Raw genomic sequence first — 24,232 nt, 5'->3', positions numbered from 1 at the left:
GGAGGAGGGTGGTGGCGGCCTCCGGGTCCGTGGTCGGGGGTTCCAGGCGGAGGGGCGGGGTGGTGGTCGCGGTGCCCTCGCGGTCGGTCACGAGCGCGAGGGCACGGCGGCCCGCCACCGTGCCGTGCTTGTCGGCCAGGGCGCCGCGCAGGCCGATCGAGGTCTCCAGTTCCGCGCGGGCCCGGTCCAGGCGGCCGCCGCACAGCGCGAGCACGCCCAGCTCGTGGTGGAAGTAGGCCTGTTCGGCGACCTCGCCGGCGGTCCGGGCGGCCTCGGCCCCGGCCCGCAGCACCCGCTCCCACGCGCCCCAGTCCAGCGAGGCGGCGAACGCCGGGGCGGCGGTGCGCGCCAGCATCACCCCGGCCACCACGTCGGCCCCGGCCAGTGCCGCGAGCACCGCGTCGGCCTCGGCCGCCACCCGCTCCGGGGTCACCGAGCTGTGCCCGGTCCACCAGGCGTAGTGCCGGGCCGCGGTGCGGGCCTCGTCGGCCGGTTCGAAGCCGGCCTCCAGCAGCTGCCGGGCCACCCCGGCGGCGAGCCGGTACCGCGGCCCGGCCGCCGTCAGCAGCCCGCAGCCGAGCAGCTCCGCCACGGCGGTGTCGGCATGGGTGTCGCCGACCAGCGCCGGCAGGTGCGTGTGGTGCGGCATCTCGCCGCCGAGCGCGCAGGCGAACCGCAGCGCGGCCCGCGCGGACTCGCTGACCCGCTCGGCCAGCAGCTCGGCCGGCGCGGCGCCCTCGGCCAGGGTCGGCAGCGGGACCGGGCCGCGGTCGCGCGGGCGCTCCTCGAACACGCCCGGCTCGTCCTCGTCCTCCGCCTCGGCCGCCCTCCGGTTGAGCTCGTCGCGCTGCCGCAGCAGCCCGCCCGCCTGGACGAAGCGCAGGGCGAGCCCCTCGGAGGCGAACCGCAGGTCGTTCGCCCAGGTCCGTTCCTCGTCGGTCAGGGCCCGGCCCACGGCCCGTTCCAGGAGTTCCTCGCAGCCGGCCCGGCTCAGCCCCCCGAGGAATATCTCCTCCAGGTGGGACTCGTCGGAGGGCGCCGGGGTCTCGGGGGTGGCGGCGAGCAGCCAGGCGCACTCGGGGGTGTCGCGCAGCAGCTCGTCCAGGGCCGTACCGCCGAGCTCCAGGTCGTCGAGGACGACGACGGCGCCGATCTCCCGGACCCGGGCGAGCAGTTCGATCCGGTCGGGGCGCCGGTCCCGGGCCTCGTACACGGCGGCGTGGAGGGCGTGCAGCAGCTCGGTGGCGGTGCGCCGGTGGCCGTTCAGCCGGACGACGCCGTCGGGTGCGATGCCCTCGCAGTCCCGGGCGACGGCGTCGAGGAGCACCGAACGCCCGGACCCCGACGGCCCGGTCAGCCGGACGGAGCGTCCGCGGCCCAGCAGCCGTACCAGCCGCTGCCGTTCCTCGTCCCGTTCCAGCAGCGGCAGGGAGGCCGTCAGCGGGGCGCCCGGCGGTACGGGCGGACGCCCGGCGGCGGCGTGGGACCTGCGGGCGGTGGCGTCGCGCTTGGCGGGGCGGCGGTCGGCCCCGTCTCCGGGGCGCCGGGCCTCGATCTCGCTGCCGTCGACCGGGTTGACGGTGAGGGTGTACTCGCCGGTGGTCAGCCGCACCATCCGGGCACGGGCGGCCCCGGCGCCGGCACCGGCCTGGGTGCCGGGAGCGGCCCCGGCGCCGGCACCGGCCCGGGCGCCGGGAGCGGCCGCCGCGCGGGCGGCGGGACCGGCGGCGCCGACGGCAGCGGCGGGGGCCGCGGTGGAGCCGGGCGGCGTGCTCGGGGTGCCCGAGGCCCCCGGCGCGCCCGGCTCCGCAGCCTTCGGCTGCTCCTGCGGTCCGGCCTGGCCCTGAGTGGTGCCGTCCATGTCCCGGTCCCCCGATCGCGTCGTGCTCGCCGTCGTCCGTCTCCGGCCTTCGCACACGCCGCGGTCGCTACTGGTCCGGTTTCCGCCCGAACCCTAGACCGTGCCCCGTGCAGGGGGAAACGGCAGGGGGGCCATCACCACCAGACCGTTACAACGCGCCCTTGAGGGTCTCGGCCTCCAGTCCGCCCTCGATGGCGAGGATCCGGTGCAGCCGGGTGGCCACCAGCAGGCGCTGCATCTGCGGCGGCACCCCGCGCAGGACCAGCCGGCGCCCGGTGCGGCCCGCGCGCCGGTGGGCGCTCATGATGACGCCCAGCCCGGTCGCGTCCCAGGAGTCGAGCCCGGTGAGGTCGAGCACCAGGTCCCCCGCGCCGTCGTCGAGGGCGGCGTGCAGGACCGTCCGGGCGTCCGCCGCGCTGCGCACGTCGAGGCGACCCCCGACAGCGAGTTCGGCGTGGTCGCCCCTGATGTGCATGTGAACTCCCGGCAATACTGCGTACGCGTGCGTGTGCTGTGGTCGGCAACTCTCACTGCAACTGACTGCCTCTCGGGCGGTGAAGTTGCCGACCGTGAGCGAACCGATACCTAATTCACCCCTGTGGGTGAAGGCGTTCGAACGGTGCGACGGCGGCGCGCGCAGCTCAGTGCGTGTAGAAGCCCTGGCCGCTCTTGCGGCCGATGTCGCCCGCGTCCACCATCCGGCGCATCAGCTCCGGCGGCGCGAACTTCTCGTCCTGCGACTCGGTGTAGATGTTGCTGGTGGCGTGCAGCAGGATGTCGACGCCCGTCAGGTCGGCGGTCGCCAGCGGTCCCATCGCGTGCCCGAATCCCAGCTTGCACGCGATGTCGATGTCCTCGGCGGACGCCACGCCCGATTCGTACAGCTTGGCGGCCTCGACGACGAGCGCCGCGATGAGCCGGGTGGTCACGAAGCCGGCCACGTCGCGGTTGACGACGATGCAGGTCTTGCCGACGGACTCGGCGAAGGCCCGGGCGGTGGCGAGGGTCTCGTCGCTGGTCTTGTAGCCGCGGACCAGCTCGCACAGCTGCATCATCGGCACGGGCGAGAAGAAGTGGGTGCCGACGACCCGCTCCGGGCGCCCGGTCACGGCCGCGATCTTGGTGATCGGGATGGCCGAGGTGTTGGAGGCGAGCACCGCGTCCTCGCGGACGATCTTGTCGAGCGAGCGGAAGATCTCGTGCTTGACCTCCAGCTTCTCGAAGACGGCCTCGACGACGATGTCGGCGTCGGCGACCGCGTCGAGGTCGGTGGTCGTGGTGATCCGGCCGAGCGCCGCCTCGGCGTCCGCGGCGGCGAGCTTGCCCTTGGAGACGAACTTGTCGTACGAGGCCTTGATCCCGTCGGTGCCCCGGGTCAGCGCGGCGTCGGTGACGTCGCGCAGGACGACGTCCCAGCCCGCCTGAGCGGAGACCTGAGCGATCCCGGACCCCATCAGTCCGGCACCGATGACGGCGAGCTTCCCAGCCACTGCACACCCCACGTTCTCTTGTCCGACCCGGCCTCGTCAGCCTCTCCGGCGGAGACTAGCGCCCGGGAGGGGTGCTGTGACCGGGAAGTAACACGCGTCACGTCTCAGATGACGGACATCACACCGGGACGGCTCACCGGTCCTAGGGGGCCCCGGAGTTGGGCCCGCACTACGCTGGCGGCATGGTGAACCTCACGCGCATCTACACCCGCACCGGTGACAAGGGCACGACGGCGCTCGGCGACATGAGCCGGACGGCCAAGACCGATGTGCGCATCTCCGCGTACGCCGACGCCAACGAGGCCAATGCGGCGATCGGCACCGCCATCGCGCTGGGCTCGCTGCCCGAGGACGTGGTGAAGGTCCTGGTCCGGGTGCAGAACGACCTGTTCGACGTCGGCGCGGACCTGTGCACCCCGGTGGTGGCGGAGCCCGAGTTCCCGCCGCTGCGGGTGGAGCAGTTCTACGTCGACAAGCTGGAGGCGGACTGCGACCGCTTCAACGAGCGGCTGGAGAAGCTGCGCAGCTTCATCCTGCCGGGCGGCACCCCCGGGGCGGCCCTGCTGCACCAGGCCTGCACGGTGGTCCGGCGGGCCGAGCGGTCCACGTGGGCGGCGCTGGAGGTGCACGGCGAGACGATGAACCCGCTGACCGCCACCTACCTCAACCGGCTCTCGGACCTGCTGTTCATCCTGGCGCGGACGGCCAACAAGGAGGTCGGGGACGTGCTGTGGGTGCCCGGCGGCGAACGGTGACCCCCCGGTCCCCCGTCCTTCCCCCGCCCGCCGCCGGGCACCCGGTCCTGGGCCGCCCCGGTCAGGCGGCTTCGACGCCGTCGGGGGCCTTCTTGGGCCAGATCGTGTAGCAGGCAGCGGCGATGGCGTGACCGCCCAGGATGCGCAGGGCGACGTAGCGCATGGTCTCCAGCCGGCTCACGTCGCCGTCCCCGCCGACGTACAGGATCGCGAGCTGGAGCAGGCCGATCGCGACGGCCGCGCCGATCAGGGTGCGCGTCCACAGCTTCCACTCGTGGACGGCGCGGGCCTTGCCGTAGCCGGGGCCCGGCGGCTTCGGCGCGCCGGCCAGTCGGTGCGCGGCGTGGCCGTCGAGCCAGCGGATGGTGTAGCGGCCGTAGGCGACGGTGTAGCCGAGGTAGAGGGCGGCCACGCCGTGCGTCCAGGAGGGCTCGGCGCCGTTCTTGATGTCGATCGCGGTGACGGCCAGCAGGACCAGCTCCAAGGCCGGCTCGCACAGCAGGACGGCCGCGCCGAGCCGGGGCATGCCGGCCAGGTAGCGCAGGGCGAGGCCGGCGGCCAGCAGCAGCCAGAATCCGACCTCACAGGCGATGATCAGCGTGACGACCACGGGAATCTCCTCGTTCGACTCCCTTCCAGCTTCTCGGGCGTCGTGCCGCGTTTCCTCGTCTGCTGCGACGAACTGCGCCTACATCCTTCGATGGACGCGGGAATCGGCATCCGAGCCGAGGCCGCGGCCCGCGCGGGCGTGTTGGATGGTCCCGTGACCTTCTCCCGGCCCCACCGCCACGACGTGATCATCTCCGCGGCCACGCTGGCCCTCGGGCTGCTGCTGTGGGTCTTCGGGGTGCACTCCAACGGCGGCCGGCAGTTCTTCCCCGCCTGGGCGGCCCTGGTGCCGCTGCTCGTGCTGGCGGCGCTGGAGCTCACGCGCCGCACCCACCCGAACGTCAACCTGGCCGTCGGCACGCTCGCGGTGGTCGCGGACCAGTTCACGGTCGGCAACCTCGGGTCGGTGCTGATGTTCACGGACCTGATGTACGCGGCCGTGGTCTACGGCCCGCCGGCCATGGCCCGGCGGCTGCCGGTGACCACCGGGCTGATCACGGTGGGGGTGACGGTGACGGCGGTGGCCTGGCTGCGCACGCCCCAGTCCGTGCTCATCGGCGTGATCACGGGCATCGTCAGCTTCGGCCCGGCCCTGACCGGCGCCACCGTGCGCAACCAGCGGGAGGCCGCCGAGGCGGCCCGGCTGCGGGCGGAGCAGACGGCGCTGCTGGCGGAGATGGACCGGGCCCAGGCGGTGGTGGCCGAGCGCGCCCGGATGGCCCGTGAGCTGCACGACATGGTCGCCAACCATCTGTCGGCGATCGCCATCCACTCCACCGCCGCGCTCTCCATCGACTCGGCGCGGACCAGCCGGGAGGCGCTCGGGGTGATCCGGGAGAACAGCGTCCAGGGGCTGGCGGAGATGCGCCGGCTGATCGGGCTGCTGCGGGACGCGGGCGCCGAGCAGGAGGCGGTGGCGGTGCCCTCGCTGGACGGGCTGGACAGCCTGCTGGCGCAGGCCCGTACCAACGGCTCCGCCAGCGGCCTGGAGTTCGTCCTGCACGACGGGCGGCCCCCGGGCGAGGTGCTGCCGGCGCCGGTGGAGCTGGCGGCGTACCGGATCGTGCAGGAGTCGCTCACCAATGCGATCAAGCACGCGGTGCCCGGTACGGTCACCGTGCGGGTCGGCCGCAGCGACGGGCTGCTCACCGTGGACGTGGACTCGCCCTACGGGGAGCGGCCGGGCCCGCGCGCGCCGGGCTCCGGCTCCGGGCTCGTCGGGATGCGGGAGCGGACCGAGCTGCTGGGCGGGGAGTTCCGGGCGGCGGCCGAGGGGGCCACGTGGCGGGTGCGGGCGGTCCTGCCCGCGGAGGAGAAGGCGGGAAGGGCATGACGATCCGGGTCCTGGTGGCCGACGACCAGACGGCGGTGCGGGCGGGGCTGGTGCTGATCCTGCGCAGTGCGGGCGACATGGAGGTCGTCGGCGAGGCCGCGGACGGCGAGGAGGCGGTCCGGCTGGCCCGGGAGCACCGCCCGGACCTGGTCCTGATGGACGTGCAGATGCCCCGGCTGGACGGGGTCTCGGCCACCCGGCAGGTGGTTGCCGAGGGGCTGGCCGACGTGCTGGTGCTGACCACGTTCGACCTGGACGAGTACGTCTTCGGGGCGCTGCGCGCCGGGGCGGCCGGCTTCCTGCTGAAGAACGCCGACGCCCGGGAGCTGATCGAGGCGGTGCGGACGGTGGCCCGCGGCGAGGGGCTGATCGCCCCGGCGGTGACGCGGCGGCTGATCGCGGAGTTCGCCGCGCCGCGGTCCGCCAAGGCCGCTCCGGCGCCGGAGCGGGCCGCGGCGGTGGCCTCGCTGACGCCGCGGGAGCGGGAGGTGCTGGGGTGCCTGGGCGAGGGGATGTCGAACGCGGAGATCGCGGTGCGGCTGGAGATGGCCGAGGCGACGGTGAAGACGCACGTCAGCCGGCTGCTGGGCAAGCTGGAGCTGCGCAGCCGGGTCCAAGCGGCGGTCCTGGCGCAGGAGTTGGGGCTCTAGTCCGGGTACGGCGGACATCCCGCGAAGCGGGGTCCGGCGCGGTCTGGACCTCTTGACGGTTGGTCCAGACCTTTCTACGCTCGCGCCAACTGTGGTGAGCGTGTCATGACGATGCAGGCGTGCTCACGGGCGGCGCAGGTCCCCACCCCAGTCGATCCATCGCCCCACCGATGCCGACGGACCTACGGAGGAGTACCCCTTGAGCACAGCACCCCCACGCACCCGTCTCCGCGCGAAGGTGGCCGCCGCCGTGGCCGCGTTCGCCCTCCCGCTGGCGGGCCTCGTGGCCCTGGCCGGCCCGGCCCAGGCCGCCGACTCCGCGACCGCGACCTACACCAAGGTCCAGGACTGGGGCTCCGGCTTCGAGGGCAAATGGACCATCAAGAACACCGGCACCACCACCATCACCAGCTGGACCGTCGAGTGGGACTACCCCTCCGGCACCCGGGTGACCTCCGCCTGGGACGCCACCGTCACCAACACGGGCACCCACTGGACCGGTAAGAACGTCGGCTGGAACGGCACCCTCGCCCCGGGCGCCAGCGTCAGCTTCGGCTTCAACGGGGCCGGCCCGGGCGCACCCTCCGGGTGCAAGATCAACGGTGGCTCCTGCGACGGCGGGCCCACCCAGCCCGGCGACAACCCGCCCTCGGCCCCCGGCGCCCCGTCCGCGAGCAACGTCGGCGACACCTCGCTCACCCTGAACTGGGGCGCGGCCACCGACGACAAGGGCGTCAAGAACTACGACGTCTACCGGAACGCGTCGAAGGTCGCGACCGTCACCGGCACCTCGTACACCGACACGGGCCTGACCAAGGGCACCACGTACACCTACAGCGTCACCGCCCGCGACACCGCCGACCAGACCGGCGCCCCCTCCGCCTCCGTCAGCGTCACCACCACCGGCGGCGGTGGCACCGACCCCGGCAACCCGGGCGACAAGGTCAAGCTCGGCTACTTCACCGACTGGGGCGTCTACGGACGCAACTACCACGTGAAGAACCTGGTCACCTCGGGCACCGCGAGCAAGATCACGCACATCAACTACGCCTTCGGCAACGTCCAGGGCGGCCGGTGCACCATCGGTGACGCCTACGCCGACTACGACAAGGCCTACACCGCCGACCAGAGCGTCGACGGCGTCGCCGACACCTGGGACCAGCCGCTGCGCGGCAGCTTCAACCAGCTGCGCAAGCTGAAGAAGCAGTACCCGAACATCAAGGTGCTGTGGTCCTTCGGCGGCTGGACCTGGTCCGGCGGCTTCGGCCAGGCCGCGGCCAACCCCGCCGCGTTCGCCGACTCCTGCTACCAGCTCGTCGAGGACCCGCGCTGGGCCGACGTCTTCGACGGCATCGACGTCGACTGGGAGTACCCCAACGCCTGCGGTCTGTCCTGCGACACCTCCGGTGCGGCCGCGTTCAAGAATCTGTTGCAGGCGCTGCGCGCCAAGTTCGGCACGAACAACCTGGTCACCGCGGCCATCACCGCCGACGCCTCCAACGGCGGCAAGATCGACGCGGCCGACTACGGGGGCGCCGCCGCGTACGTCGACTTCTACAACGTCATGACGTACGACTTCTTCGGCGCCTGGGCCGCCCAGGGCCCGACCGCCCCGCACTCCCCGCTTACCTCCTACGCCGGGATCCCGCAGGCCGGGTTCAACTCCGCCGAGGCCATCGCCAAGCTCAAGGGCAAGGGCATCGCGGGCAGCAAGCTCAACCTCGGCGTCGGCTTCTACGGCCGCGGCTGGACCGGCGTCACCCAGGCCGCGCCCGGCGGCACCGCCACGGGCCCGGCGCAGGGCACGTACGAGCAGGGCATCGAGGACTACAAGGTCCTGAAGAACAGCTGCCCGGCCACCGGGACCGTCGCCGGCACCGCGTACGCCAAGTGCGGCAGCAACTGGTGGAGCTACGACACCCCGGCCACCATCGCCGGGAAGATGGCCTGGGCCAAGCAGCAGGGTCTGCGCGGCGCCTTCTACTGGGAGTTCAGCGGCGACACCGCGGGCGGCGAACTCGCCAACGCGGTCCACACCGGCCTGCAGTAGCCGGCAGCACCGCCCGCACGCCCGGAGCCGGGGCGACGGTTCGCCCCCGTCCCCCCGGCTCCGCCACGTCTCGGACCACCCGCACCCGGGCCCCCGCCCGGCTGCCGTGGGGGAACCCCGGCCGTGTCACGAGAGCCGTGGGCCTCAGGCGACGTTGACCCGTTGTCCCGGCGGGGCCGCCTCCAGCCACGCCAGGAAGCCCGTCAGGGCGTCCTCGCTCATGGCCAGTTCCAGGCGGGTGCCCTCGTGGAGGCAGCCGAGGACGACCGCATCGGAGAGGAGGGCCAGTTCTTCCTCGCCCTCGGGGGCGCGGCGGGCCAGGACCTCGATCGAGCTGCGCTCCAGCAGCCGCCGCGGGCGGTGCGAGTACGAGAAGACGCGGAACCATTCGACGCGGTCACCGCCGTAGCGGGCGATCCCGTACACCCAGCCCTTGCCGGACAGGTCGGGGGCCTCGGCGACGCCCCAGCGCAGCGCGCAGTCGAAGGTGCCGCCGGAACGCTGGATCAGCCGGCGCCGCAGCCCGAACACGAAGAAACCGATCACCACCAGGGCGATGACCAGGCCGCTCACAAGCAGAGCGAGGAGCATCTCCTACCGACCTCCTCGCTCATTCACGTCACAGCAACGACTACAGCACAACGCACACCGCACCTGCATCGCCTCAGCCGCGACCCGCTCCGGAAAATTCCGGAGCGGACCGCGGCTGAGGGGTAAAACCTTCGTCGGCTACGGGACTCAGTGCCCCGTGACCGCACGCAGCCGGACTTCGGCGCGCCGCTCGGACGCCGCGTCGGCCTCCGACTTCGCGCGCTCCAGTGCCCGCTCCGCACGCTGGACGTCGATCTCGTCCGCGAGCTCGGCGATCTCGGCCAGCAGGGACAGCTTGTTGTCCGCGAACGAGATGAAACCGCCGTGCACCGCGGCGACGACCGTGCCGCCCTCGCTGGTACGGATGGTCACCGGGCCCGATTCCAGCACACCGAGAAGCGGCTGGTGACCGGGCATGACGCCGATGTCGCCGGACGTGGTGCGCGCGACGACCAGGGTGGCCTCGCCGGACCAGACACTACGGTCCGCCGCGACCAGCTCGACGTGCAGCTCAGCAGCCAAGGTTGGCTCCTCGGGTCACCACCCGGCACATCCGCCGGGTGTTGGGTCAAATTCTAAAGGGCGTGGGGAGAGGGACGGGACGGACCCGTCCCTCTCCTCGGAGCAAGTGATCCACGGCGCTCTCGGCGAGCGCCCGGGATCAGGAGACGCCCAGCTCCTTGGCGTTGGCCTTCAGGTCCTCGAGGCCACCGCACATGAAGAACGCCTGCTCGGGGAAGTGGTCGTACTCACCGTCGCAGATCGCGTTGAACGCGGCGATCGACTCGTCGAGCGGAACGTCCGAACCGTCCACGCCGGTGAACTGCTTGGCGACGTGGGTGTTCTGCGACAGGAAGCGCTCGACACGACGGGCACGGTGGACGACGAGCTTGTCCTCCTCGCCCAGCTCGTCGATACCGAGGATCGCGATGATGTCCTGGAGGTCCTTGTACTTCTGCAGGATCCCCTTGACGCGGGTCGCGGCCTCGTAGTGGTCCTTCGCGATGTACCGCGGGTCGAGGATGCGGGACGAGGAGTCCAGCGGGTCCACGGCCGGGTAGATGCCCTTCTCCGAGATCGGACGGGAGAGAACCGTCGTCGCGTCGAGGTGGGCGAAGGTGGTGGCCGGGGCCGGGTCGGTCAGGTCGTCGGCGGGGACGTAGATCGCCTGCATCGAGGTGATCGAGTGACCGCGGGTCGAGGTGATGCGCTCCTGGAGGAGACCCATCTCGTCGGCCAGGTTCGGCTGGTAACCCACCGCGGAGGGCATACGGCCGAGCAGGGTCGACACCTCGGAGCCGGCCTGGGTGTACCGGAAGATGTTGTCGATGAAGAACAGCACGTCCTGCTTCTGCACATCGCGGAAGTACTCCGCCATGGTCAGACCGGCCAGGGCGACGCGCAGACGGGTGCCCGGGGGCTCGTCCATCTGGCCGAAGACCAGCGCGGTCTTGTCCAGAACGCCGGAGTCCGTCATCTCCTCGATGAGGTCGTTGCCCTCACGGGTACGCTCACCGACGCCCGCGAACACCGACACACCGTCGTGGTTGTTGGCGACGCGGTAGATCATCTCCTGGATCAGAACGGTCTTGCCGACACCGGCACCACCGAACAGACCGATCTTTCCACCCTTGACGTACGGGGTGAGGAGGTCGATGACCTTGACGCCCGTCTCGAACATCTCGGTCTTGGACTCGAGCTCGTCGAAGTTCGGGGCCTTGCGGTGGATCGGCCAGCGCTCGGTGACCTCGGAGTTGGCCTCCGGGACGTTGAGCACCTCACCCAGGGTGTTGAAGACCTTGCCCTTGGTGAAGTCGCCGACCGGGACGGTGATGCCCGCGCCCGTGTCGGTCACCGTGGCCTGGCGGACCAGACCGTCGGTGGGCTGCATGGAGATGGTGCGGACCAGGCCGTCACCGAGGTGCTGCGCGACCTCGAGGGTCAGCGTCTTCAGCTTGCCCTGCTCGGCCGGGTCGGCGACCTGGACGGTCAGAGCGTTGTAGATGTCGGGCATCGCGTCGACGGGGAACTCCACGTCGACGACCGGGCCGATGACCCGGGCGACGCGGCCCGTGGCGGCGGCCGTCTCAACAGAGGTCGTCATTACTTGTCACTCCCCGCGGTCGCGTCGGCCAGGGCGCTGGCGCCACCGACGATCTCGCTGATTTCCTGGGTGATTTCGGCCTGGCGGGCCGCGTTGGCAAGCCGGGTGAGGCTCTTGACGAGCTCACCGGCGTTGTCGGTCGCCGCCTTCATCGCGCGGCGGCGGGCGGCGTGCTCGGAAGCAGCGGCCTGCAGCAGCGCGTTGTAGATCCGGCTCTCGACGTAGCGCGGCAGCAGGGCGTCCAGGACGTCCTCCGCCGACGGCTCGAAGTCGAACAGGGGAAGGATCTCGCCCTTCGTCCCGTTCTCCTCCGCGGCCTCTTCGAGGCTGAGCGGCAGCATCCGGTTCTCGACCGGGTTCTGCGTCATCATCGACACGAACTCCGTGTAGATGATGTGCAGCTCGTCCACCCCGCCCTCGGCCGTCTCCGTGGAGACGGCCTCGATCAGCGGCGCGGCGATCGCCTTGGCGTCCGCGTAGCTCGGGCGGTCGGTGAAGCCGGTCCAGCTATCCGCGATCTTGCGCTCGCGGAAGTTGTAGTAGGCGACACCCTTGCGGCCGACGATGTAGGTGTCGACCTCCTTGCCCTCACCGCGCAGCCGCTCCGTCAGCCGGTCCGCGGCCTTGATGGCGTTGGACGAGTAGCCGCCGGCCAGACCGCGGTCGCTCGTCAGGAGCAGCACCGCGGCACGCGCCGGGGCCTCGGCCTCGGTGGTGAGCGGGTGCTTGGTGTTCGAGCCGGTCGCGACCGCGGTCACCGCACGGGTGAGCTCGGACGCGTACGGCGTGGAGGCCGCCACCTGGCGCTGCGCCTTGACGATGCGCGAGGCGGAGATCATCTCCATGGCCTTGGTGATCTTCTTGGTCGCGGTGACGGATCGGATGCGACGCTTGTAGACCCGGAGCTGCGCTCCCATGAGTCAGGTCCCTTCCGTCGTTACTTCGCCACCGGCGCGTCTTCGCCCAGAAGCTTGCCGTCCGAGGTCTCGAACTGCTTCTTGAACTCGGCGATGGCGTCCGCGATGGACTGCAGGGTGTCGTCCGACATCTTCGCGCCCTCGCGGATGGAGGTCAGGAGGTCCTTGCGGTTCAGACGCAGGTGCTCCAGCAGCTCCGACTCGAAGCGGCGGATGTCGGCGACCGGAACGTCGTCCATCTTGCCGGTGGTGCCGGCCCAGACGGAGACGACCTGCTCCTCGACGGGCATCGGCTGGTACTGGGCCTGCTTCAGCAGCTCGACCATGCGCTTGCCGCGCTCCAGCGAGGCCTTCGACGCGGCGTCCAGGTCGGAACCGAAGGCGGCGAACGCCTCCAGCTCGCGGTACTGGGCCAGGTCGACGCGCAGACGGCCGGAGACCTGGCGCATCGCCTTGTGCTGGGCCGAGCCACCGACGCGGGAGACCGAGATACCGACGTTCAGGGCCGGGCGCTGGCCGGCGTTGAACAGGTCGGACTCCAGGAAGCACTGGCCGTCGGTGATGGAGATGACGTTGGTCGGGATGAACGCCGAGACGTCGTTGGCCTTGGTCTCGACGATCGGCAGACCGGTCATCGAGCCGGCGCCCATGTCGTCGGAGAGCTTGGCGCAGCGCTCCAGCAGACGCGAGTGCAGGTAGAAGACGTCACCCGGGTAGGCCTCACGGCCCGGCGGGCGGCGCAGCAGCAGCGACACGGCGCGGTAGGCGTCGGCCTGCTTCGACAGGTCGTCGAAGATGATCAGGACGTGCTTGCCGGCGTACATCCAGTGCTGGCCGATGGCGGAGCCGGTGTACGGGGCCAGGTACTTGAAGCCGGCCGGGTCGGACGCCGGGGCGGCGACGATCGTCGTGTACTCGAGCGCGCCGGCCTCTTCCAGGGCGCCGCGCACGGACGCGATGGTCGAGCCCTTCTGGCCGATGGCGACGTAGATGCAGCGGACCTGCTTGTTCACGTCGCCCGAGCGCCAGTTGTCGCGCTGGTTGATGATCGTGTCGACGGCCAGGGCGGTCTTGCCGGTCTGGCGGTCACCGATGATCAGCTGACGCTGGCCACGGCCGATCGGCACCATCGCGTCGACGGCCTTGTAGCCCGTCTGCATCGGCTCGTGGACCGACTTACGGACCATGACGCCCGGGGCCTGCAGCTCGAGGGCGCGGCGGCCCTCGGTCGCGATCTCGCCGAGGCCGTCGATCGGGTTGCCGAGCGGGTCGACGACGCGGCCGAGGTAGCCCTCGCCGACACCGACGGAGAGAACCTCACCGGTGCGCTGCACCGGCTGGCCCTCCTCGATACCGCTGAACTCGCCGAGGACGATCGCACCGATCTCGCGCTCCTCGAGGTTGAGGGCGAGACCGAGGGTGCCGTCCTCGAACTTCAGCAGCTCGTTCGCCATGGCGGAGGGCAGACCCTCCACCTTCGCGATGCCGTCGCCGGCAACGCTGACCGTTCCGACCTCCTCGCGCGAGGCCGCGTCCGGCTTGTACGACTGGACAAAGTTCTCCAGCGCGTCCCGGATCTCCTCCGGCCGGATCGTGAGCTCCGCCATCTGGGTTCCCTGCTCTCCTTGTTGGGCCTGAAGCTTCTTAGGGGTCTGGGGGCGACCCCCAGGAATCTTCTGCAAGTTCTGCACGGCCCAACCGGGCCGCTGGAAATGCTTCTTCTTGAGTTGGTGGCTCGGTCAGCCGGCCATACGGCGGGCCGCCTCGGCGAGGCGCTCCGCGATGCTGCCGTCGATGACCTCGTCACCGACACGCACCGTGATCCCGCCGAGGACCTCGGGGTCCACGTCCAGGTTCAGGTGCATCTGGCGGCCGTACAGCTTGGCCAGCACCGCGCCGAGACGCTGCTTCTGCACGTCGCTGAGCGGTACCGCGGTGGTCACGGTGGCGACCGTACGGTCGCGGCGCTCGGCGGCGAGCTTGGACAGGGACTCCAGTCCCGCTTCCAGGCTACGTCCCCGCGGAGCGGTGACCAGACGCGTGACCAGACGTTCGGTGGTGGCGTTCGCCCGGCCGCCGAGCAGGCTGCGCAGCAGCTCGCTCTTGGCGGAGGCGGTGGCCGTCCGGTCGGTCAGCGCGGACCGCAGCTCGGTGCTGGAGGACACGATCCGGCCGAACCGGAACACCTCGTCCTCGACGTCGTCGAGCGCGCCGGCCTTCTGGGCCGCCGTGAGGTCGGCGGTGCTCGCCAGCTCCTCCAGCGAGTCCACCAGGTCACGGGACTGCGACCAGCGGGACCGGACCATGCCGGACAGCAGGTCGAGGGTCTCCCCGCCGACCTGCGTGCCGAACAGACGCCCGGCCAGCTCGGCCTTGGCCTCACCCGGCTGCGCCGGGTCGGTGAGGACCCGACGCAGCGAGACCTCACGGTCGAGCAGCGCGGTGACGGCGGCCAGCTCGTCGGCGAGCTTCGCCGCGTCGACGGACGTGTTGTCCGTCAGCGCGTCGAGACGCTCGCGCGCTGCGTGCAACGCCTCGCGGCTCGCTCCGTTCATCGGGCGGCCTCGGCCTTCGCCTCAAGCTCGTCGAGGAAACGGTCGATGGTGCGGCTCTGCCGGGCGTGGTCCTCGAGGGACTCACCGACGAGCTTGCCGGCCAGGTCGGTGGCGAGCTTGCCCACGTCCTGGCGCAGCGCCTGCGAGGCGGCCTTGCGGTCAGCCTCGATCTGGGCGTGGCCGGCAGCGATGATCTCCTCACGCTGCCGCTGGCCCTCTGCGCGCAGTTCTTCCTTGAGCGCAGTGCCCTGCTCCAGCGCTTCCTGGCGCAGGCGGGCAGCCTCGTGCCGGGCCTCGGCGAGCTGGGCCTTGTACTGCTCCAGCACGCTCTGGGCCTCGGTCTGAGCCGCCTCGGCCTTCTCGATACCGCCCTCGATGGCCTCGCGACGCTCGTCCAGAACCTTGTTGATGTTCGGGAGGAGCTTCTTGGCGAGGAAGCCGAAGACGATGACGAAGGCGATCAGGCCGATGACCAGCTCAGGGATCGGCGGGATGAGCGGGTTCTCCCGCTCGGCTGCGAGAACCAGGAGGTTCACATCAGTGCCTTTCGTCGGATCGGTCTAGGTCGTGAAGTTCGTCTTAGTAGACGAACGGCATGACCAGACCGATGAGGGCGAGCGCCTCACAGAAGGCGAAACCGAGGATCTGGTTGGCGCGGATCAGGCCGGCAGCCTCGGGCTGACGGGCGAGCGCCTGGGTGCCGTTACCGAAGATGATGCCGACGCCGACGCCCGGGCCGATGGCCGCGAGACCGTAACCGATGGAGCTGAGGGAGCCGGTGATCTCGGTGGCAGCGAGCACGTTGGACATGCCGTTATTCCTTCTCTTTCACGGATCCGATGGGGGTTGGCCACCGGACGACTGGGGGATGTGAGCGGGCGGACCGTGGCTCAGTGGTGCTCGGCGAGCGCGCCCTGGATGAAGCTGCAGGCCAGGAGGACGAAGACGTACGCCTGGACGGCCTGGATGAAGAGCTCGAAGGCGGTCATCACGATGACCATCACGAAGGACACGCCCGCGTAGGCGATGCCGATGCCGTTCAGCAGGTACCAGCTGGCGATCGTGAAGAGCAGCAGCAGGGTGTGGCCGGCGAACATGTTCGCGAACAGTCGGACCGCGTGCGTGAAGGGGCGGACGATGACGTTCGAGAAGAACTCGATCACCATGACCATCGGCAGGATGGCGCCGAGGGACTTGTCGTAGCCGGTGATGTTCTTGAAGCCGCCGACGAAGCCGTGGCGCTTGAAGGTCACCGACATCCAGGTCAGGTAGACGATCGCGGCGAGGATCGCCGGGTACGCGATGATCGACGTCACCGGGAACTGGGCGACCGGGATGATCGACCAGAGGTTGAGCATCCAGACGAAGAAGAACAGCGAGACCATGAAGGGGACGTACTTCTCGCCCTCCTTCTTGCCGAGCGTCTCGTAGACGATGCCGCGGCGGACGAAGTCGTAGCCGGCCTCGGCGACCATCTGGAGCTTGCCCGGGACGACCTTCGGCTTGCGGAAGGCGGCCCAGAAGAAGCCGACGACGATGATCGAGCCCAGCAGCGCCAGGAGCATCGGCTTGTTGAAGTACGCGTTGCTCTCGGGGTCGCCCCACAGCGGCTCGAAGAGGAACGAGTGCAGGCCCGGACCCGGGAAGCCACATCCGTCGAAGATGTGACAGTCGGTCTCGAAAGCGAGCACCTGCGTCGGGTCACTCACCGCGGACTCCTTCAGCGTGGCGCATAGGTACGGCAACCTCGTTGTGTCGGCGCGGCGCGCAGCCGCGGTTCGGCACTGGACTGGTGTTTCGGATGGTGGGGCGGCGATCAGGCATCAGAGCCTCGCGATGGAACAGGCGTCAGCTCGAATGCCCGCGCCCGCAGTGCCGCAGTTGGCACCGGACGATAGCAGGATCTCGAACGCGCGCTTATCCCGGCCCTACCCCTCACGACTTCGGCCCCGAGTTCTCGGGCTTGTCGCCCTTCACCGAGTCCGGTTCGACGTAGAGGATCTTGGCCTTCATGTGAGCACGGGTCTGCGCCGCGATCCAGACGAGCGTGGCGACGACCAGCGTGAGCGCGAAGGCCTTGGGGTTGAACAGCGTGGTGTTCTTGAACACCGCGACGAAGACGAAGAGCAGCAGGATCTGGGCCGCGTAGAGCATCAGGCCCATCATCTGGAACAGATGCGGGAGCGATCGCGCCGTGCGCTGCAGGACGACGAATCCGATGCCCATGAACAGCACCACCACGAGCGTCGCCACGACGGCCCCGACAGCACCCTTGCTGCCCGCGACGACACCACTGACGACCGCGGCGAGAGCGCCGACGGCGAGCGTGGGTACAGCGGCGTGCAGAAGGGATCGGGCGTCATCAGACCGCATGGCGCAGGCTCCGCTTGATGGTGGGGGCACGGGACTCGTACAAGGACGAGCGTAAGCCCGGTCCGAGTGAGAACCTCGGGCCAATGGACCGTCGCACTACGGTCCTTCGGCTCTGTCGCCGGGTCTAGTGAACGGTATCACAAACTATTTGATGAGAGCTTTACCTGGCAGGTGTGCCGACTGTCACACATGAGAGTGAACCCGCGCGTGTGTGCACGGCAGGGCGCCGGTATGTCTGGTATTGAACCCCGGCGCCCCAAACGTCAGCGCGCCGATTCAGCCTTCCGCCGGTCGGGGAAACGCGAACGGGCGCCCAGAGCGGTCGCCCCGTTGACGCCGCTCGCCCGGACGGGCCCCTGCACGGCGCCGGCCGCCCCGACCGGTGCCGGTTCTCGCCCGGAGGCGTCCCGCGCGGCGGCCTCGGCGGCCCGCTCCGCGGCCCGTGCGGCGTGCCGGTAGCGCGGCGGCACCAGCCGCTCGGCCCACCGCGGGGCGCGGGGGGTGAAGCGCGGCAGCAGGAGCAGGACGAGCCCCAGCGCGCTGAGCGCCACGATCATCAGCACGATCCACATCGAGGCGGAGTGCACCGAGTACGCCACCGTCCCGAAGGCGATCAGCGCCGCCCAGAAGTACATGATCAGTACGGCACGGCTGTGCGAGTGCCCGATCTCCAGCAGCCGGTGGTGCAGGTGGCCGCGGTCGGCGGCGAACGGCGACTTGCCGTTCCAGGTGCGCCGCACGATGGCGAGCACGAGGTCGGCCATCGGCAGCGCGATGATGCCGAGCGGCAGCAGCAGCGGGATGAAGACCGGCAGCATGGCGTGGGTGACGTTGCGCTCGCCGTCGGCGAAGAGGGCCATGCCGTCGGGGTCGACCTGGCCGGTGATGGAGATGGCGCCCGCGGCCAGCACCAGGCCGATCAGCATCGAGCCGGAGTCCCCCATGAAGATCCGCGCCGGGTGCATGTTGTGCGGCAGGAAGCCCAGGCACATGCCCATGAGGATGGCCGCGAACAGGGTGGCGGGGGCCGCGGCCTCGATGCCGTAGCCGTACCAGATGCGGTACGAGTACATGAAGAACGCCGCGGCGGCGATGCAGACCATGCCCGCCGCGAGGCCGTCGAGGCCGTCGACGAAGTTCACGGCGTTGATGGTGATCACGACGAGGGCGACGGTGAGCAGGTTGCCCTGCCACTGGGTCAGCGAGACCGTGCCGATGCCCGGCACCGGGATCCACAGGATGGTCAGGCCCTGCATGACCATCACACCGGCGGAGATCATCTGGGCGCCGAGCTTGATCAGGGCGTCGATCTCGAACTTGTCGTCGAGGACGCCGACGATCCAGATCAGCGCCGCGCCGGAGAGCAGCGCGCGCGGCTCGTTGGAGAGCTCGAAGACCCCGTTGAGGTTGTGCAGGTGGTCCGCGACCAGCAGGCCCGCGCACAGTCCGCCGAACATCGCGATGCCGCCGAGCCGGGGCGTCGGTTCCCGGTGCACGTCGCGGGCGCGGATCTCCGGCATCGCGCCGGCCGCGATCGCGAACTTCCGCACCGGTCCGGTCAGCAGGTAGGTCACCGCCGCCGTGACGCAGAGCGTCAGCAGGTATTCACGCACGGGCTGCCCCAGATGTATCGCCGGCCATCTCAGCCCCACACATTAGCTGCGATGTCCCCGTGGAAGAGGACGCACGGGACCCCTCCCCCGGTTGCATAACGCCCTGCTTGCCCCTATTGCACCCCGTAAGGGGGAAAATCCAGCACGAGATCGGTCACCTCCGTACGGGTCTGTGCCGCGTCCCCGCGCAGGGCCGCGGCGAACAGCGCCGCGATCCGCACCATCTCCGCCTCCCCCATCCCCTGGGTGGTCACCGCGGCCGTGCCGAGCCGGATGCCGCGCTGGTCCCCGTAGGGCAGGGCACAGGTGTCCAGGACCATCCCGGCGGCCGCCAGACGGCCCCTGGCGGTCGCTCCGTCCACTCCCAGGGGCGAGGGGTCGGCGGTGATGAGATGGGTGTCCGTGCCGCCCGTGGTGACGGCGAAGCCGTGACCGGCCAGCGCCTCGGCCAGGGCCCGGGCATTGGCCACGACCCGGTGGGTGTACGTGGCGAAGGCGGGCGTGGCCGCCTCCCCGAAGGCGACGGCCTTCGCGGCGATGCTGTGCATCTGGGCGCCGCCCTGGGTGAACGGGAACACCGCCCGGTCGATCCGCTCGGCGAGCTCGGCCCCGCACAGCACCATGCCGCCGCGCGGGCCGCGCAGGACCTTGTGCGTGGTGGCGCACACGACGTCGGCGTACGGCAGCGGGCTGGGCGCCGCGCCGCCCGCGACCAGCCCCATGGGGTGGGCGGCGTCGGCGATGAGATAGGCGCCCACCTCGTCGGCGACCTCCCGGAAAGCGGAATACTCCGGGTGGCGCGGGTAGGAGATGGAACCGCACACGATCGCCTTGGGCCGGTGCAGGTGCGCCAGCTCCTGCAGCTGCCGGTAGTCGATCAGTCCGGTCTCGGCGTCGACCCCGTAGCCCACGAATTCGAACCAGCGTCCCGAGAAGTTCGCCGGGGAGCCGTGCGTCAGATGCCCGCCGTACGCCAGGCCCATGGCCAGCACGGTGTCCCCGGGGCGCAGCAGGGCGGCGTACGCGGCGAGCACCGCGGCGGAACCGGAATGCGGCTGGACGTTGGCGTGCTCCGCCCCGAACAGGGCCTTGGCACGGTCGACCGCGAGCTGCTCGGCCACGTCGACGTACTCGCAGCCGCCGTGGTAGCGGGCGCCCGGGTACCCCTCGGCGTACTTGTTGGCCAGGACCGACCCGAGGGCGGCCAGCACGGCCGGCGAGGTGAAGTTCTCGGCGGCGTTCAGCTGCAGCGACCCGGCCTGGCGCTGCGCCTCCCCCGCGAGGACGTCTGCCATCTGCGGATCCTGCTGCCGCAGCAGCTCCGCGGGCTCGGTGACAACGGTCATGGCGCGGCTCCGGCGCAGTGGGCTTCCAGTACGGCCACTGTAGGCCGGGGCGGCTCCCGCCGCCCTGCGGAGCGCCGGTGGGCGGGGCGCGGCGACGCCGTCAGCGGGGCGTGGTCACGCCCGTCAGGGCCGTGACGACCGGATCCAGGGCCTGGTGGATCTCGTCGCCGATGGAGCGGAAGAAGGTGATCGGGGCGCCGTACGGGTCGTAGACCTCGTCGGCGTCGGCGCTGGGCGCCAGCAGCCAGCCGCGCAGGGCCGCGGCGGCGCGGACCAGGGCGCGGGCCCGGGCCGCGACGCCGTCGTCCAGCGGGGGCAGCGTCGCCGGGTCTATGGCGCGGACCAGGCGGGTGAACTCCTTCAGCGTGAAGGTGCGCAGGCCCGCCGAGTGGCCCATCGAGATGACCTGGGCGCGGTGGTCCCGGGTGGCGGTCAGCACCAGGTCGGCGCGTATGACGTGCTCGTCGAGCAGCTCCCGGCCGGTGAAGCCGGAGGCGTCCGCGCCGAAGTCGGCGAGGACGGCCGCCGCGTTCGCCTCCATGGGGGCGCCCTCGTGGCCCCAGGTGCCGGCGCTCTCCACGATCAGGTCGGTGGTGGCACTGCCACCGAGGCGGTGGGTCAGGGCGTGCCGGGTCAGCCGCTCGGTGATGGGCGAGCGGCAGACGTTGCCGGTGCTGACGTGGAGGATGCGGAACGTGTGCCCCGCGAGCGGGTGGTCCCTTGCTATGCCACGGCCCTCAGGGCTCACGGGGCCACCTCAAGGTCGGGTACGACCTCCCGCAGCTGGTCGGCCGTGAGCGCGCCCTCCCGGAGCAGGACCGGCACCTTCCCGGTGACGTCGACGATCGAGGACGGCTGGATGCCCGGCGTCGGGCCGCCGTCCAGGTACACGGAGACGGAGTCGCCGAGCATCGCGCGCGCGGCGTCGCAGTCCTCCGGCGCCGGGTGGCCGGACAGGTTCGCCGAGGAGACCGCCATCGGGCCGACCTCGGTCAGCAGCTCGATCGCGACGGGGTGCAGCGGCATTCGCACGGCGACGGTGCCACGGGTCTCGCCGAGGTCCCACGCCAGCGAGGGCTGGTGCCGGGCCACCAGGGTGAGCGCGCCCGGCCAGAAGGCGTCGACCAGTTCCCAGGCCTGCTCGGAGAAGTCCGTCACCAGGCCGTGCAGGGTGTTCGGGGAGCCGATGAGCACCGGGGTGGGCATGTTCCGGCCGCGCCCCTTGGCGGCCAGCAGGTCACCGACGGCCTCCGCGCTGAAGGCGTCCGCGCCGATGCCGTAGAGGGTGTCCGTCGGCAGCACGACCAGCTCGCCGCGGCGTACGGCCGATGCCGCTTCGCGCAGACCCGTCTTGCGGTCCGTCGCGTCGTTGCAGTCGTATCGCCGGGCCATCAGCGGGCCTCCTCGTGCGGGGTGGTCGGTACGGGTGGGGTGCGGGGGGTGATCGTACGGCGGATGCTCACGGCATCGCCTTGCGGGCGGTGGCGAAGCGGGGCCGGTTGTTGAGGTCGGGGTGGTCGGCCGCGTCGGCCCAGCCCTTCTCCTCGGCGAAGATCCACGGGACCTGGCCGCCCTGGGTGTCGGCGTGCTCGACGACGACCAGGCCGCCGGGCCGCAGCAGCCGGTGCGCGGTGCGCTCCAGGCCGCGGATGGTGTCCAGGCCGTCCTCGCCGGAGAACAGGGCCATCTCCGGGTCGTGGTCACGGGCCTCGGGGGCGACGTACTCCCACTCGGTGAGCGGGATGTACGGGGGGTTGGAGATGACCAGGTCGACCTGGCCGTCCAGCTCCGGCAGCGCGGTCAGCGCGTCGCCCTCGTGCAGGGAGACCCGGGAGCCCTGGACGTTCTTGCGGGTCCACACCAGGGCGTCCTCGGACAGCTCGACGGCGTGCACCCTCGACCGCGGCACCTCCTGCGCCAGGGCCAGCGCGATCGCGCCGGAGCCGGTGCACAGGTCCACGATCAGCGGCTCGACCACGTCCATGGCGCGTACGGCGTCTATGGCCCAGCCGACGACGGATTCGGTCTCCGGGCGCGGGACGAAGACGCCCGGGCCGACCTGGAGCTCCAGGTAGCGGAAGAAGGCGCGTCCGGTGATGTGCTGCAGCGGTTCGCGGGCCTCGCGGCGCGCCACGGCCTCCCAGTAGCGCGCGTCGAAGTCGGCGTCCTTGACGTTGTGCAGCTCTCCCCGTTTGACGCCGTGGACGAAGGCGGCGAGCTCCTCCGCGTCGAAGCGCGGTGAGGGCACGCCGGCGGCGGCCAGCCGCTGGGTGGCCTGGGCCACCTCCGCGAGCAGCAGGTTCACGCTTCCTCCAGCGAGTCCGTACGAGGTGCGGGTACTACGAAGTGCGTCGGCGAAGGGTGCCGGCGGAGCGGGTCAGCTCTGCGCGGCGAGCTTCGCGGCGGAGTCGGCGTCGACGCACGCCTGGATCACCGAGTCCAGGTCGCCGTCGAGCACCTGGTCCAGGTTGTACGCCTTGAAACCGACCCGGTGGTCCGAGATCCGGTTCTCCGGGAAGTTGTACGTACGGATCTTCTCGGACCGGTCCACGGTGCGCACCTGGCTGCGGCGGGCGTCCGCGGCCTCCTGCTCGGCGGCCTCCTGGGCGGCGGCCAGCAGGCGCGACCGCAGGATGCGCATGGCCTGCTCCTTGTTCTGGAGCTGGCTCTTCTCGTTCTGGCAGGAGGCGACCACACCGGTCGGGATGTGCGTGATGCGCACCGCGGAGTCGGTGGTGTTGACGGACTGGCCGCCGGGGCCCGAGGAGCGGTAGACGTCGATGCGCAGGTCGTTGGCGTTGATCTCGACCTCGACCTCCTCGGCCTCCGGGGTGACGAGCACGCCGGCGGCGGAGGTGTGGATGCGGCCCTGCGACTCGGTCGCCGGCACGCGCTGCACGCGGTGCACGCCGCCCTCGTACTTCAGCCGGGCCCAGACGCCCTGGCCGGGCTCGGTCGCCCCGTTGCCGCCCTTGGTGCGTACGGAGACCTGGACGTCCTTGTAGCCGCCGAGCTCGGACTCGGTGGAGTCGATGATCTCGGTCTTCCAGCCGACCCGCTCGGCGTAGCGCAGGTACATGCGCAGGAGGTCGCCGGCGAACAGGGCGGACTCGTCGCCGCCCGCGCCGGCCTTGATCTCCAGCAGCACGTCCTTGTCGTCGCTGGGGTCGCGCGGGACGAGCAGCAGGCGCAGCTTCTCGGTCAGCTCCTCGCGCTGGGCGGTGAGCTCCTTGACCTCGGCCGCGAAGTCGGGGTCGTCGGCGGCCAGCTCCTTGGCCGTCTCGATGTCCTCCGCCGACTGCTTCCACGCCCGGTAGGTGGCGATGATCGGGGTCAGCTCCGCGTAGCGCTTGTTGAGCTTGCGCGCGTTGGCCTGATCGGAGTGGACCGAAGGGTCGGCGAGCTTCTTCTCCAGGTCGGCGTGCTCGCCGACCAGTTCCTCGACCGCCTCGAACATCGGGGGCTCCTGGGGTGAACGGTTTCGACAGGGACTGCGGGACGACAAAAGCGCCGGTCCGGCCGCCCCCGCAATGGAAACAGGGGCGGCCGACGACCGGCGCCGTGGCTCGCTACTTCTTGGAGCCGGCAGCCTTGCCGAAGCGGGCCTCGAAGCGGGCCACACGGCCACCGGTGTCGAGGATCTTCTGCTTGCCCGTGTAGAACGGGTGGCACTCGGAGCAGACCTCGGCACGGATGGTGCCCTCGGTCAGGGTGCTACGGGTGGTGAACGACGCGCCGCAGGTGCAGCTGACCTGGGTCTCGACGTACTCGGGGTGGATCTCGCGCTTCAAGGTGTCTCCTAGTTTCGGGAGGGCGCCGGGTCGCAGGGCACGGAATTGCGCCATGCGTGAACCGGGGCCGACGTACCAGTCTGCCAGGACCGGCCCGCCTGACAAAATTCCAGGACGCCCTGCACAACGGCTCGGGGCCGGCATCTATTCCGGGGGCCGGGCCGGTCCTGGCAGACTGGTACGTCGGCCCCGGT

24 protein-coding genes and 1 pseudogene are annotated in these 24,232 nt (G+C 71.0%); 4 read left to right on the top strand and 21 right to left on the bottom strand.

Translation table 11 applies throughout. From position 1 onward, the window contains the following. From EF918_RS14835 to EF918_RS14825, 3 genes and pseudogenes are all read right to left on the bottom strand, one after another. A pseudogene (locus EF918_RS14835) lies at positions 1-1,861 on the bottom strand (hypothetical protein); the annotation flags it as partial. Positions 1,862-2,009: 148 nt separating this feature from the next. After that, the gene (locus EF918_RS14830) at positions 2,010-2,336 is read right to left on the bottom strand and encodes an STAS domain-containing protein (protein WP_125645727.1); all 327 of its coding nucleotides are present in this window, start codon (positions 2,334-2,336) and stop codon (positions 2,010-2,012) included. A 166-nt stretch (positions 2,337-2,502) separates the two neighbouring features. Further along, entirely contained in the window at positions 2,503-3,351 is an 849-nt protein-coding gene (locus tag EF918_RS14825) for a 3-hydroxyacyl-CoA dehydrogenase family protein (protein ID WP_125645725.1), read from the bottom strand. Positions 3,352-3,533: 182 nt separating this feature from the next. On the opposite strand from EF918_RS14825, the gene EF918_RS14820 reads away from it, so the two are divergent. Beyond that, entirely contained in the window at positions 3,534-4,106 is a 573-nt protein-coding gene (locus EF918_RS14820) for a cob(I)yrinic acid a,c-diamide adenosyltransferase (RefSeq protein WP_125645723.1), read from the top strand. Positions 4,107-4,167: 61 nt separating this feature from the next. On the opposite strand, the gene EF918_RS14815 is transcribed toward EF918_RS14820, so the two are convergent. Next, positions 4,168-4,716 carry a hypothetical protein gene (locus EF918_RS14815; RefSeq protein ID WP_125645721.1) on the bottom strand — a complete coding sequence of 183 codons (549 nt, stop codon included), beginning with the start codon at positions 4,714-4,716 and terminating at the stop codon, positions 4,168-4,170. A gap of 153 nt (positions 4,717-4,869) precedes the next feature. Here EF918_RS14815 and EF918_RS14810 point away from each other — a divergent pair, with 153 nt between their 5' ends. From EF918_RS14810 to EF918_RS14800, 3 genes are all read left to right on the top strand, one after another. Next, positions 4,870-6,048, top strand: coding sequence for a sensor histidine kinase (locus EF918_RS14810; RefSeq protein ID WP_260610207.1), 1,179 nt, complete (start codon positions 4,870-4,872; stop codon positions 6,046-6,048). Further along, the gene (locus EF918_RS14805; protein ID WP_125645717.1) at positions 6,045-6,698 is read left to right on the top strand and encodes a response regulator transcription factor; all 654 of its coding nucleotides are present in this window, start codon (positions 6,045-6,047) and stop codon (positions 6,696-6,698) included. Before EF918_RS14810 ends, EF918_RS14805 begins: the two co-directional genes overlap by 4 nt. Positions 6,699-6,897: 199 nt before the next feature. Continuing rightward, positions 6,898-8,748 carry a glycoside hydrolase family 18 chitinase gene (locus EF918_RS14800; RefSeq protein ID WP_125645715.1) on the top strand — a complete coding sequence of 617 codons (1,851 nt, stop codon included), beginning with the start codon at positions 6,898-6,900 and terminating at the stop codon, positions 8,746-8,748. Positions 8,749-8,892: 144 nt separating this feature from the next. Here EF918_RS14800 and EF918_RS14795 read toward each other — a convergent pair whose 3' ends face one another. From EF918_RS14795 to rpmE, 17 genes are all read right to left on the bottom strand, one after another. Further along, positions 8,893-9,339: a DUF2550 domain-containing protein gene (locus EF918_RS14795; protein ID WP_125645713.1), complete on the bottom strand. Its 447-nt coding sequence runs from the start codon at positions 9,337-9,339 to the stop codon at positions 8,893-8,895. A gap of 147 nt (positions 9,340-9,486) precedes the next feature. Next, positions 9,487-9,861 carry a F0F1 ATP synthase subunit epsilon gene (locus tag EF918_RS14790; protein WP_125645711.1) on the bottom strand — a complete coding sequence of 125 codons (375 nt, stop codon included), beginning with the start codon at positions 9,859-9,861 and terminating at the stop codon, positions 9,487-9,489. A 139-nt stretch (positions 9,862-10,000) separates the two neighbouring features. Continuing rightward, positions 10,001-11,443 (bottom strand): F0F1 ATP synthase subunit beta, encoded by a 1,443-nt coding sequence (gene atpD / locus EF918_RS14785; RefSeq protein ID WP_125645709.1) that lies wholly within the window; start codon positions 11,441-11,443, stop codon positions 10,001-10,003. Continuing rightward, positions 11,443-12,360: a F0F1 ATP synthase subunit gamma gene (locus tag EF918_RS14780; protein ID WP_125645707.1), complete on the bottom strand. Its 918-nt coding sequence runs from the start codon at positions 12,358-12,360 to the stop codon at positions 11,443-11,445. Before EF918_RS14780 ends, atpD begins: the two co-directional genes overlap by 1 nt. A 20-nt stretch (positions 12,361-12,380) precedes the next feature. Beyond that, on the bottom strand, positions 12,381-13,967 hold the full coding sequence (atpA, locus tag EF918_RS14775; protein WP_125645705.1) for a F0F1 ATP synthase subunit alpha: 1,587 nt from the start codon (positions 13,965-13,967) through the stop codon (positions 12,381-12,383). Positions 13,968-14,099: 132 nt separating this feature from the next. Continuing rightward, positions 14,100-14,915, bottom strand: a complete 816-nt coding sequence (locus tag EF918_RS14770) for a F0F1 ATP synthase subunit delta (protein ID WP_125645703.1) — start codon at positions 14,913-14,915, stop codon at positions 14,100-14,102. Beyond that, complete coding sequence (locus EF918_RS14765; RefSeq protein WP_125645701.1) at positions 14,912-15,451, bottom strand: F0F1 ATP synthase subunit B; 540 nt, start codon at positions 15,449-15,451, stop codon at positions 14,912-14,914. Before EF918_RS14765 ends, EF918_RS14770 begins: the two co-directional genes overlap by 4 nt. A 43-nt stretch (positions 15,452-15,494) precedes the next feature. Then, positions 15,495-15,725: an ATP synthase F0 subunit C gene (gene atpE, locus EF918_RS14760; protein ID WP_125645699.1), complete on the bottom strand. Its 231-nt coding sequence runs from the start codon at positions 15,723-15,725 to the stop codon at positions 15,495-15,497. A gap of 80 nt (positions 15,726-15,805) precedes the next feature. Then, a complete protein-coding gene (gene atpB, locus EF918_RS14755) occupies positions 15,806-16,639 on the bottom strand; it encodes a F0F1 ATP synthase subunit A (protein ID WP_125645729.1) in 834 nt (277 codons plus the stop codon). Positions 16,640-16,850: 211 nt separating this feature from the next. After that, on the bottom strand, positions 16,851-17,288 hold the full coding sequence (locus EF918_RS14750; RefSeq protein WP_125645697.1) for a hypothetical protein: 438 nt from the start codon (positions 17,286-17,288) through the stop codon (positions 16,851-16,853). 263 nt (positions 17,289-17,551) lie between these two features. Then, positions 17,552-18,901, bottom strand: a complete 1,350-nt coding sequence (locus EF918_RS14745; protein ID WP_260610206.1) for an MraY family glycosyltransferase — start codon at positions 18,899-18,901, stop codon at positions 17,552-17,554. Between the two features lie 113 nt (positions 18,902-19,014). Beyond that, the gene (glyA, locus tag EF918_RS14740) at positions 19,015-20,247 is read right to left on the bottom strand and encodes a serine hydroxymethyltransferase (protein WP_125645693.1); all 1,233 of its coding nucleotides are present in this window, start codon (positions 20,245-20,247) and stop codon (positions 19,015-19,017) included. A gap of 100 nt (positions 20,248-20,347) precedes the next feature. Beyond that, a complete protein-coding gene (locus EF918_RS14735) occupies positions 20,348-20,995 on the bottom strand; it encodes a protein-tyrosine-phosphatase (protein ID WP_125645691.1) in 648 nt (215 codons plus the stop codon). Further along, a complete protein-coding gene (locus EF918_RS14730; RefSeq protein ID WP_125645689.1) occupies positions 20,992-21,639 on the bottom strand; it encodes an L-threonylcarbamoyladenylate synthase in 648 nt (215 codons plus the stop codon). Before EF918_RS14730 ends, EF918_RS14735 begins: the two co-directional genes overlap by 4 nt. 67 nt (positions 21,640-21,706) lie before the next feature. Beyond that, a complete protein-coding gene (prmC, locus tag EF918_RS14725) occupies positions 21,707-22,552 on the bottom strand; it encodes a peptide chain release factor N(5)-glutamine methyltransferase (RefSeq protein WP_125645687.1) in 846 nt (281 codons plus the stop codon). 72 nt (positions 22,553-22,624) lie between these two features. Next, on the bottom strand, positions 22,625-23,704 hold the full coding sequence (prfA, locus tag EF918_RS14720) for a peptide chain release factor 1 (RefSeq protein ID WP_125645685.1): 1,080 nt from the start codon (positions 23,702-23,704) through the stop codon (positions 22,625-22,627). Between the two features lie 112 nt (positions 23,705-23,816). Further along, complete coding sequence (rpmE, locus tag EF918_RS14715) at positions 23,817-24,038, bottom strand: 50S ribosomal protein L31 (RefSeq protein ID WP_030492616.1); 222 nt, start codon at positions 24,036-24,038, stop codon at positions 23,817-23,819. Positions 24,039-24,232 lie beyond the last annotated feature (194 nt).

Origin of the sequence: Streptomyces sp. WAC06614, from assembly GCF_003949795.1 — a bacterium.
GTDB lineage: Bacteria > Actinomycetota > Actinomycetes > Streptomycetales > Streptomycetaceae > Streptomyces.
This window is presented reverse-complemented; position numbering and strand designations above follow the sequence as displayed.

What these genes read in the sequence shown, in the direction of transcription:
- EF918_RS14830 (WP_125645727.1), bottom strand. Translation starts at nt 2,336, where the DNA reads ATGCACATCAGGGGCGACCACGCCGAACTCGCTGTCGGGGGTCGCCTC.
- EF918_RS14820 (WP_125645723.1), top strand. Translation starts at nt 3,534, where the DNA reads ATGGTGAACCTCACGCGCATCTACACCCGCACCGGTGACAAGGGCACG.
- EF918_RS14805 (WP_125645717.1), top strand. Translation starts at nt 6,045, where the DNA reads ATGACGATCCGGGTCCTGGTGGCCGACGACCAGACGGCGGTGCGGGCG.
- EF918_RS14795 (WP_125645713.1), bottom strand. Translation starts at nt 9,339, where the DNA reads ATGCTCCTCGCTCTGCTTGTGAGCGGCCTGGTCATCGCCCTGGTGGTG.
- atpD (WP_125645709.1), bottom strand. Translation starts at nt 11,443, where the DNA reads ATGACGACCTCTGTTGAGACGGCCGCCGCCACGGGCCGCGTCGCCCGG.
- EF918_RS14780 (WP_125645707.1), bottom strand. Translation starts at nt 12,360, where the DNA reads ATGGGAGCGCAGCTCCGGGTCTACAAGCGTCGCATCCGATCCGTCACC.
- atpA (WP_125645705.1), bottom strand. Translation starts at nt 13,967, where the DNA reads ATGGCGGAGCTCACGATCCGGCCGGAGGAGATCCGGGACGCGCTGGAG.
- EF918_RS14770 (WP_125645703.1), bottom strand. Translation starts at nt 14,915, where the DNA reads ATGAACGGAGCGAGCCGCGAGGCGTTGCACGCAGCGCGCGAGCGTCTC.
- atpE (WP_125645699.1), bottom strand. Translation starts at nt 15,725, where the DNA reads ATGTCCAACGTGCTCGCTGCCACCGAGATCACCGGCTCCCTCAGCTCC.
- EF918_RS14750 (WP_125645697.1), bottom strand. Translation starts at nt 17,288, where the DNA reads ATGCGGTCTGATGACGCCCGATCCCTTCTGCACGCCGCTGTACCCACG.
- glyA (WP_125645693.1), bottom strand. Translation starts at nt 20,247, where the DNA reads ATGACCGTTGTCACCGAGCCCGCGGAGCTGCTGCGGCAGCAGGATCCG.
- EF918_RS14730 (WP_125645689.1), bottom strand. Translation starts at nt 21,639, where the DNA reads ATGGCCCGGCGATACGACTGCAACGACGCGACGGACCGCAAGACGGGT.
- prfA (WP_125645685.1), bottom strand. Translation starts at nt 23,704, where the DNA reads ATGTTCGAGGCGGTCGAGGAACTGGTCGGCGAGCACGCCGACCTGGAG.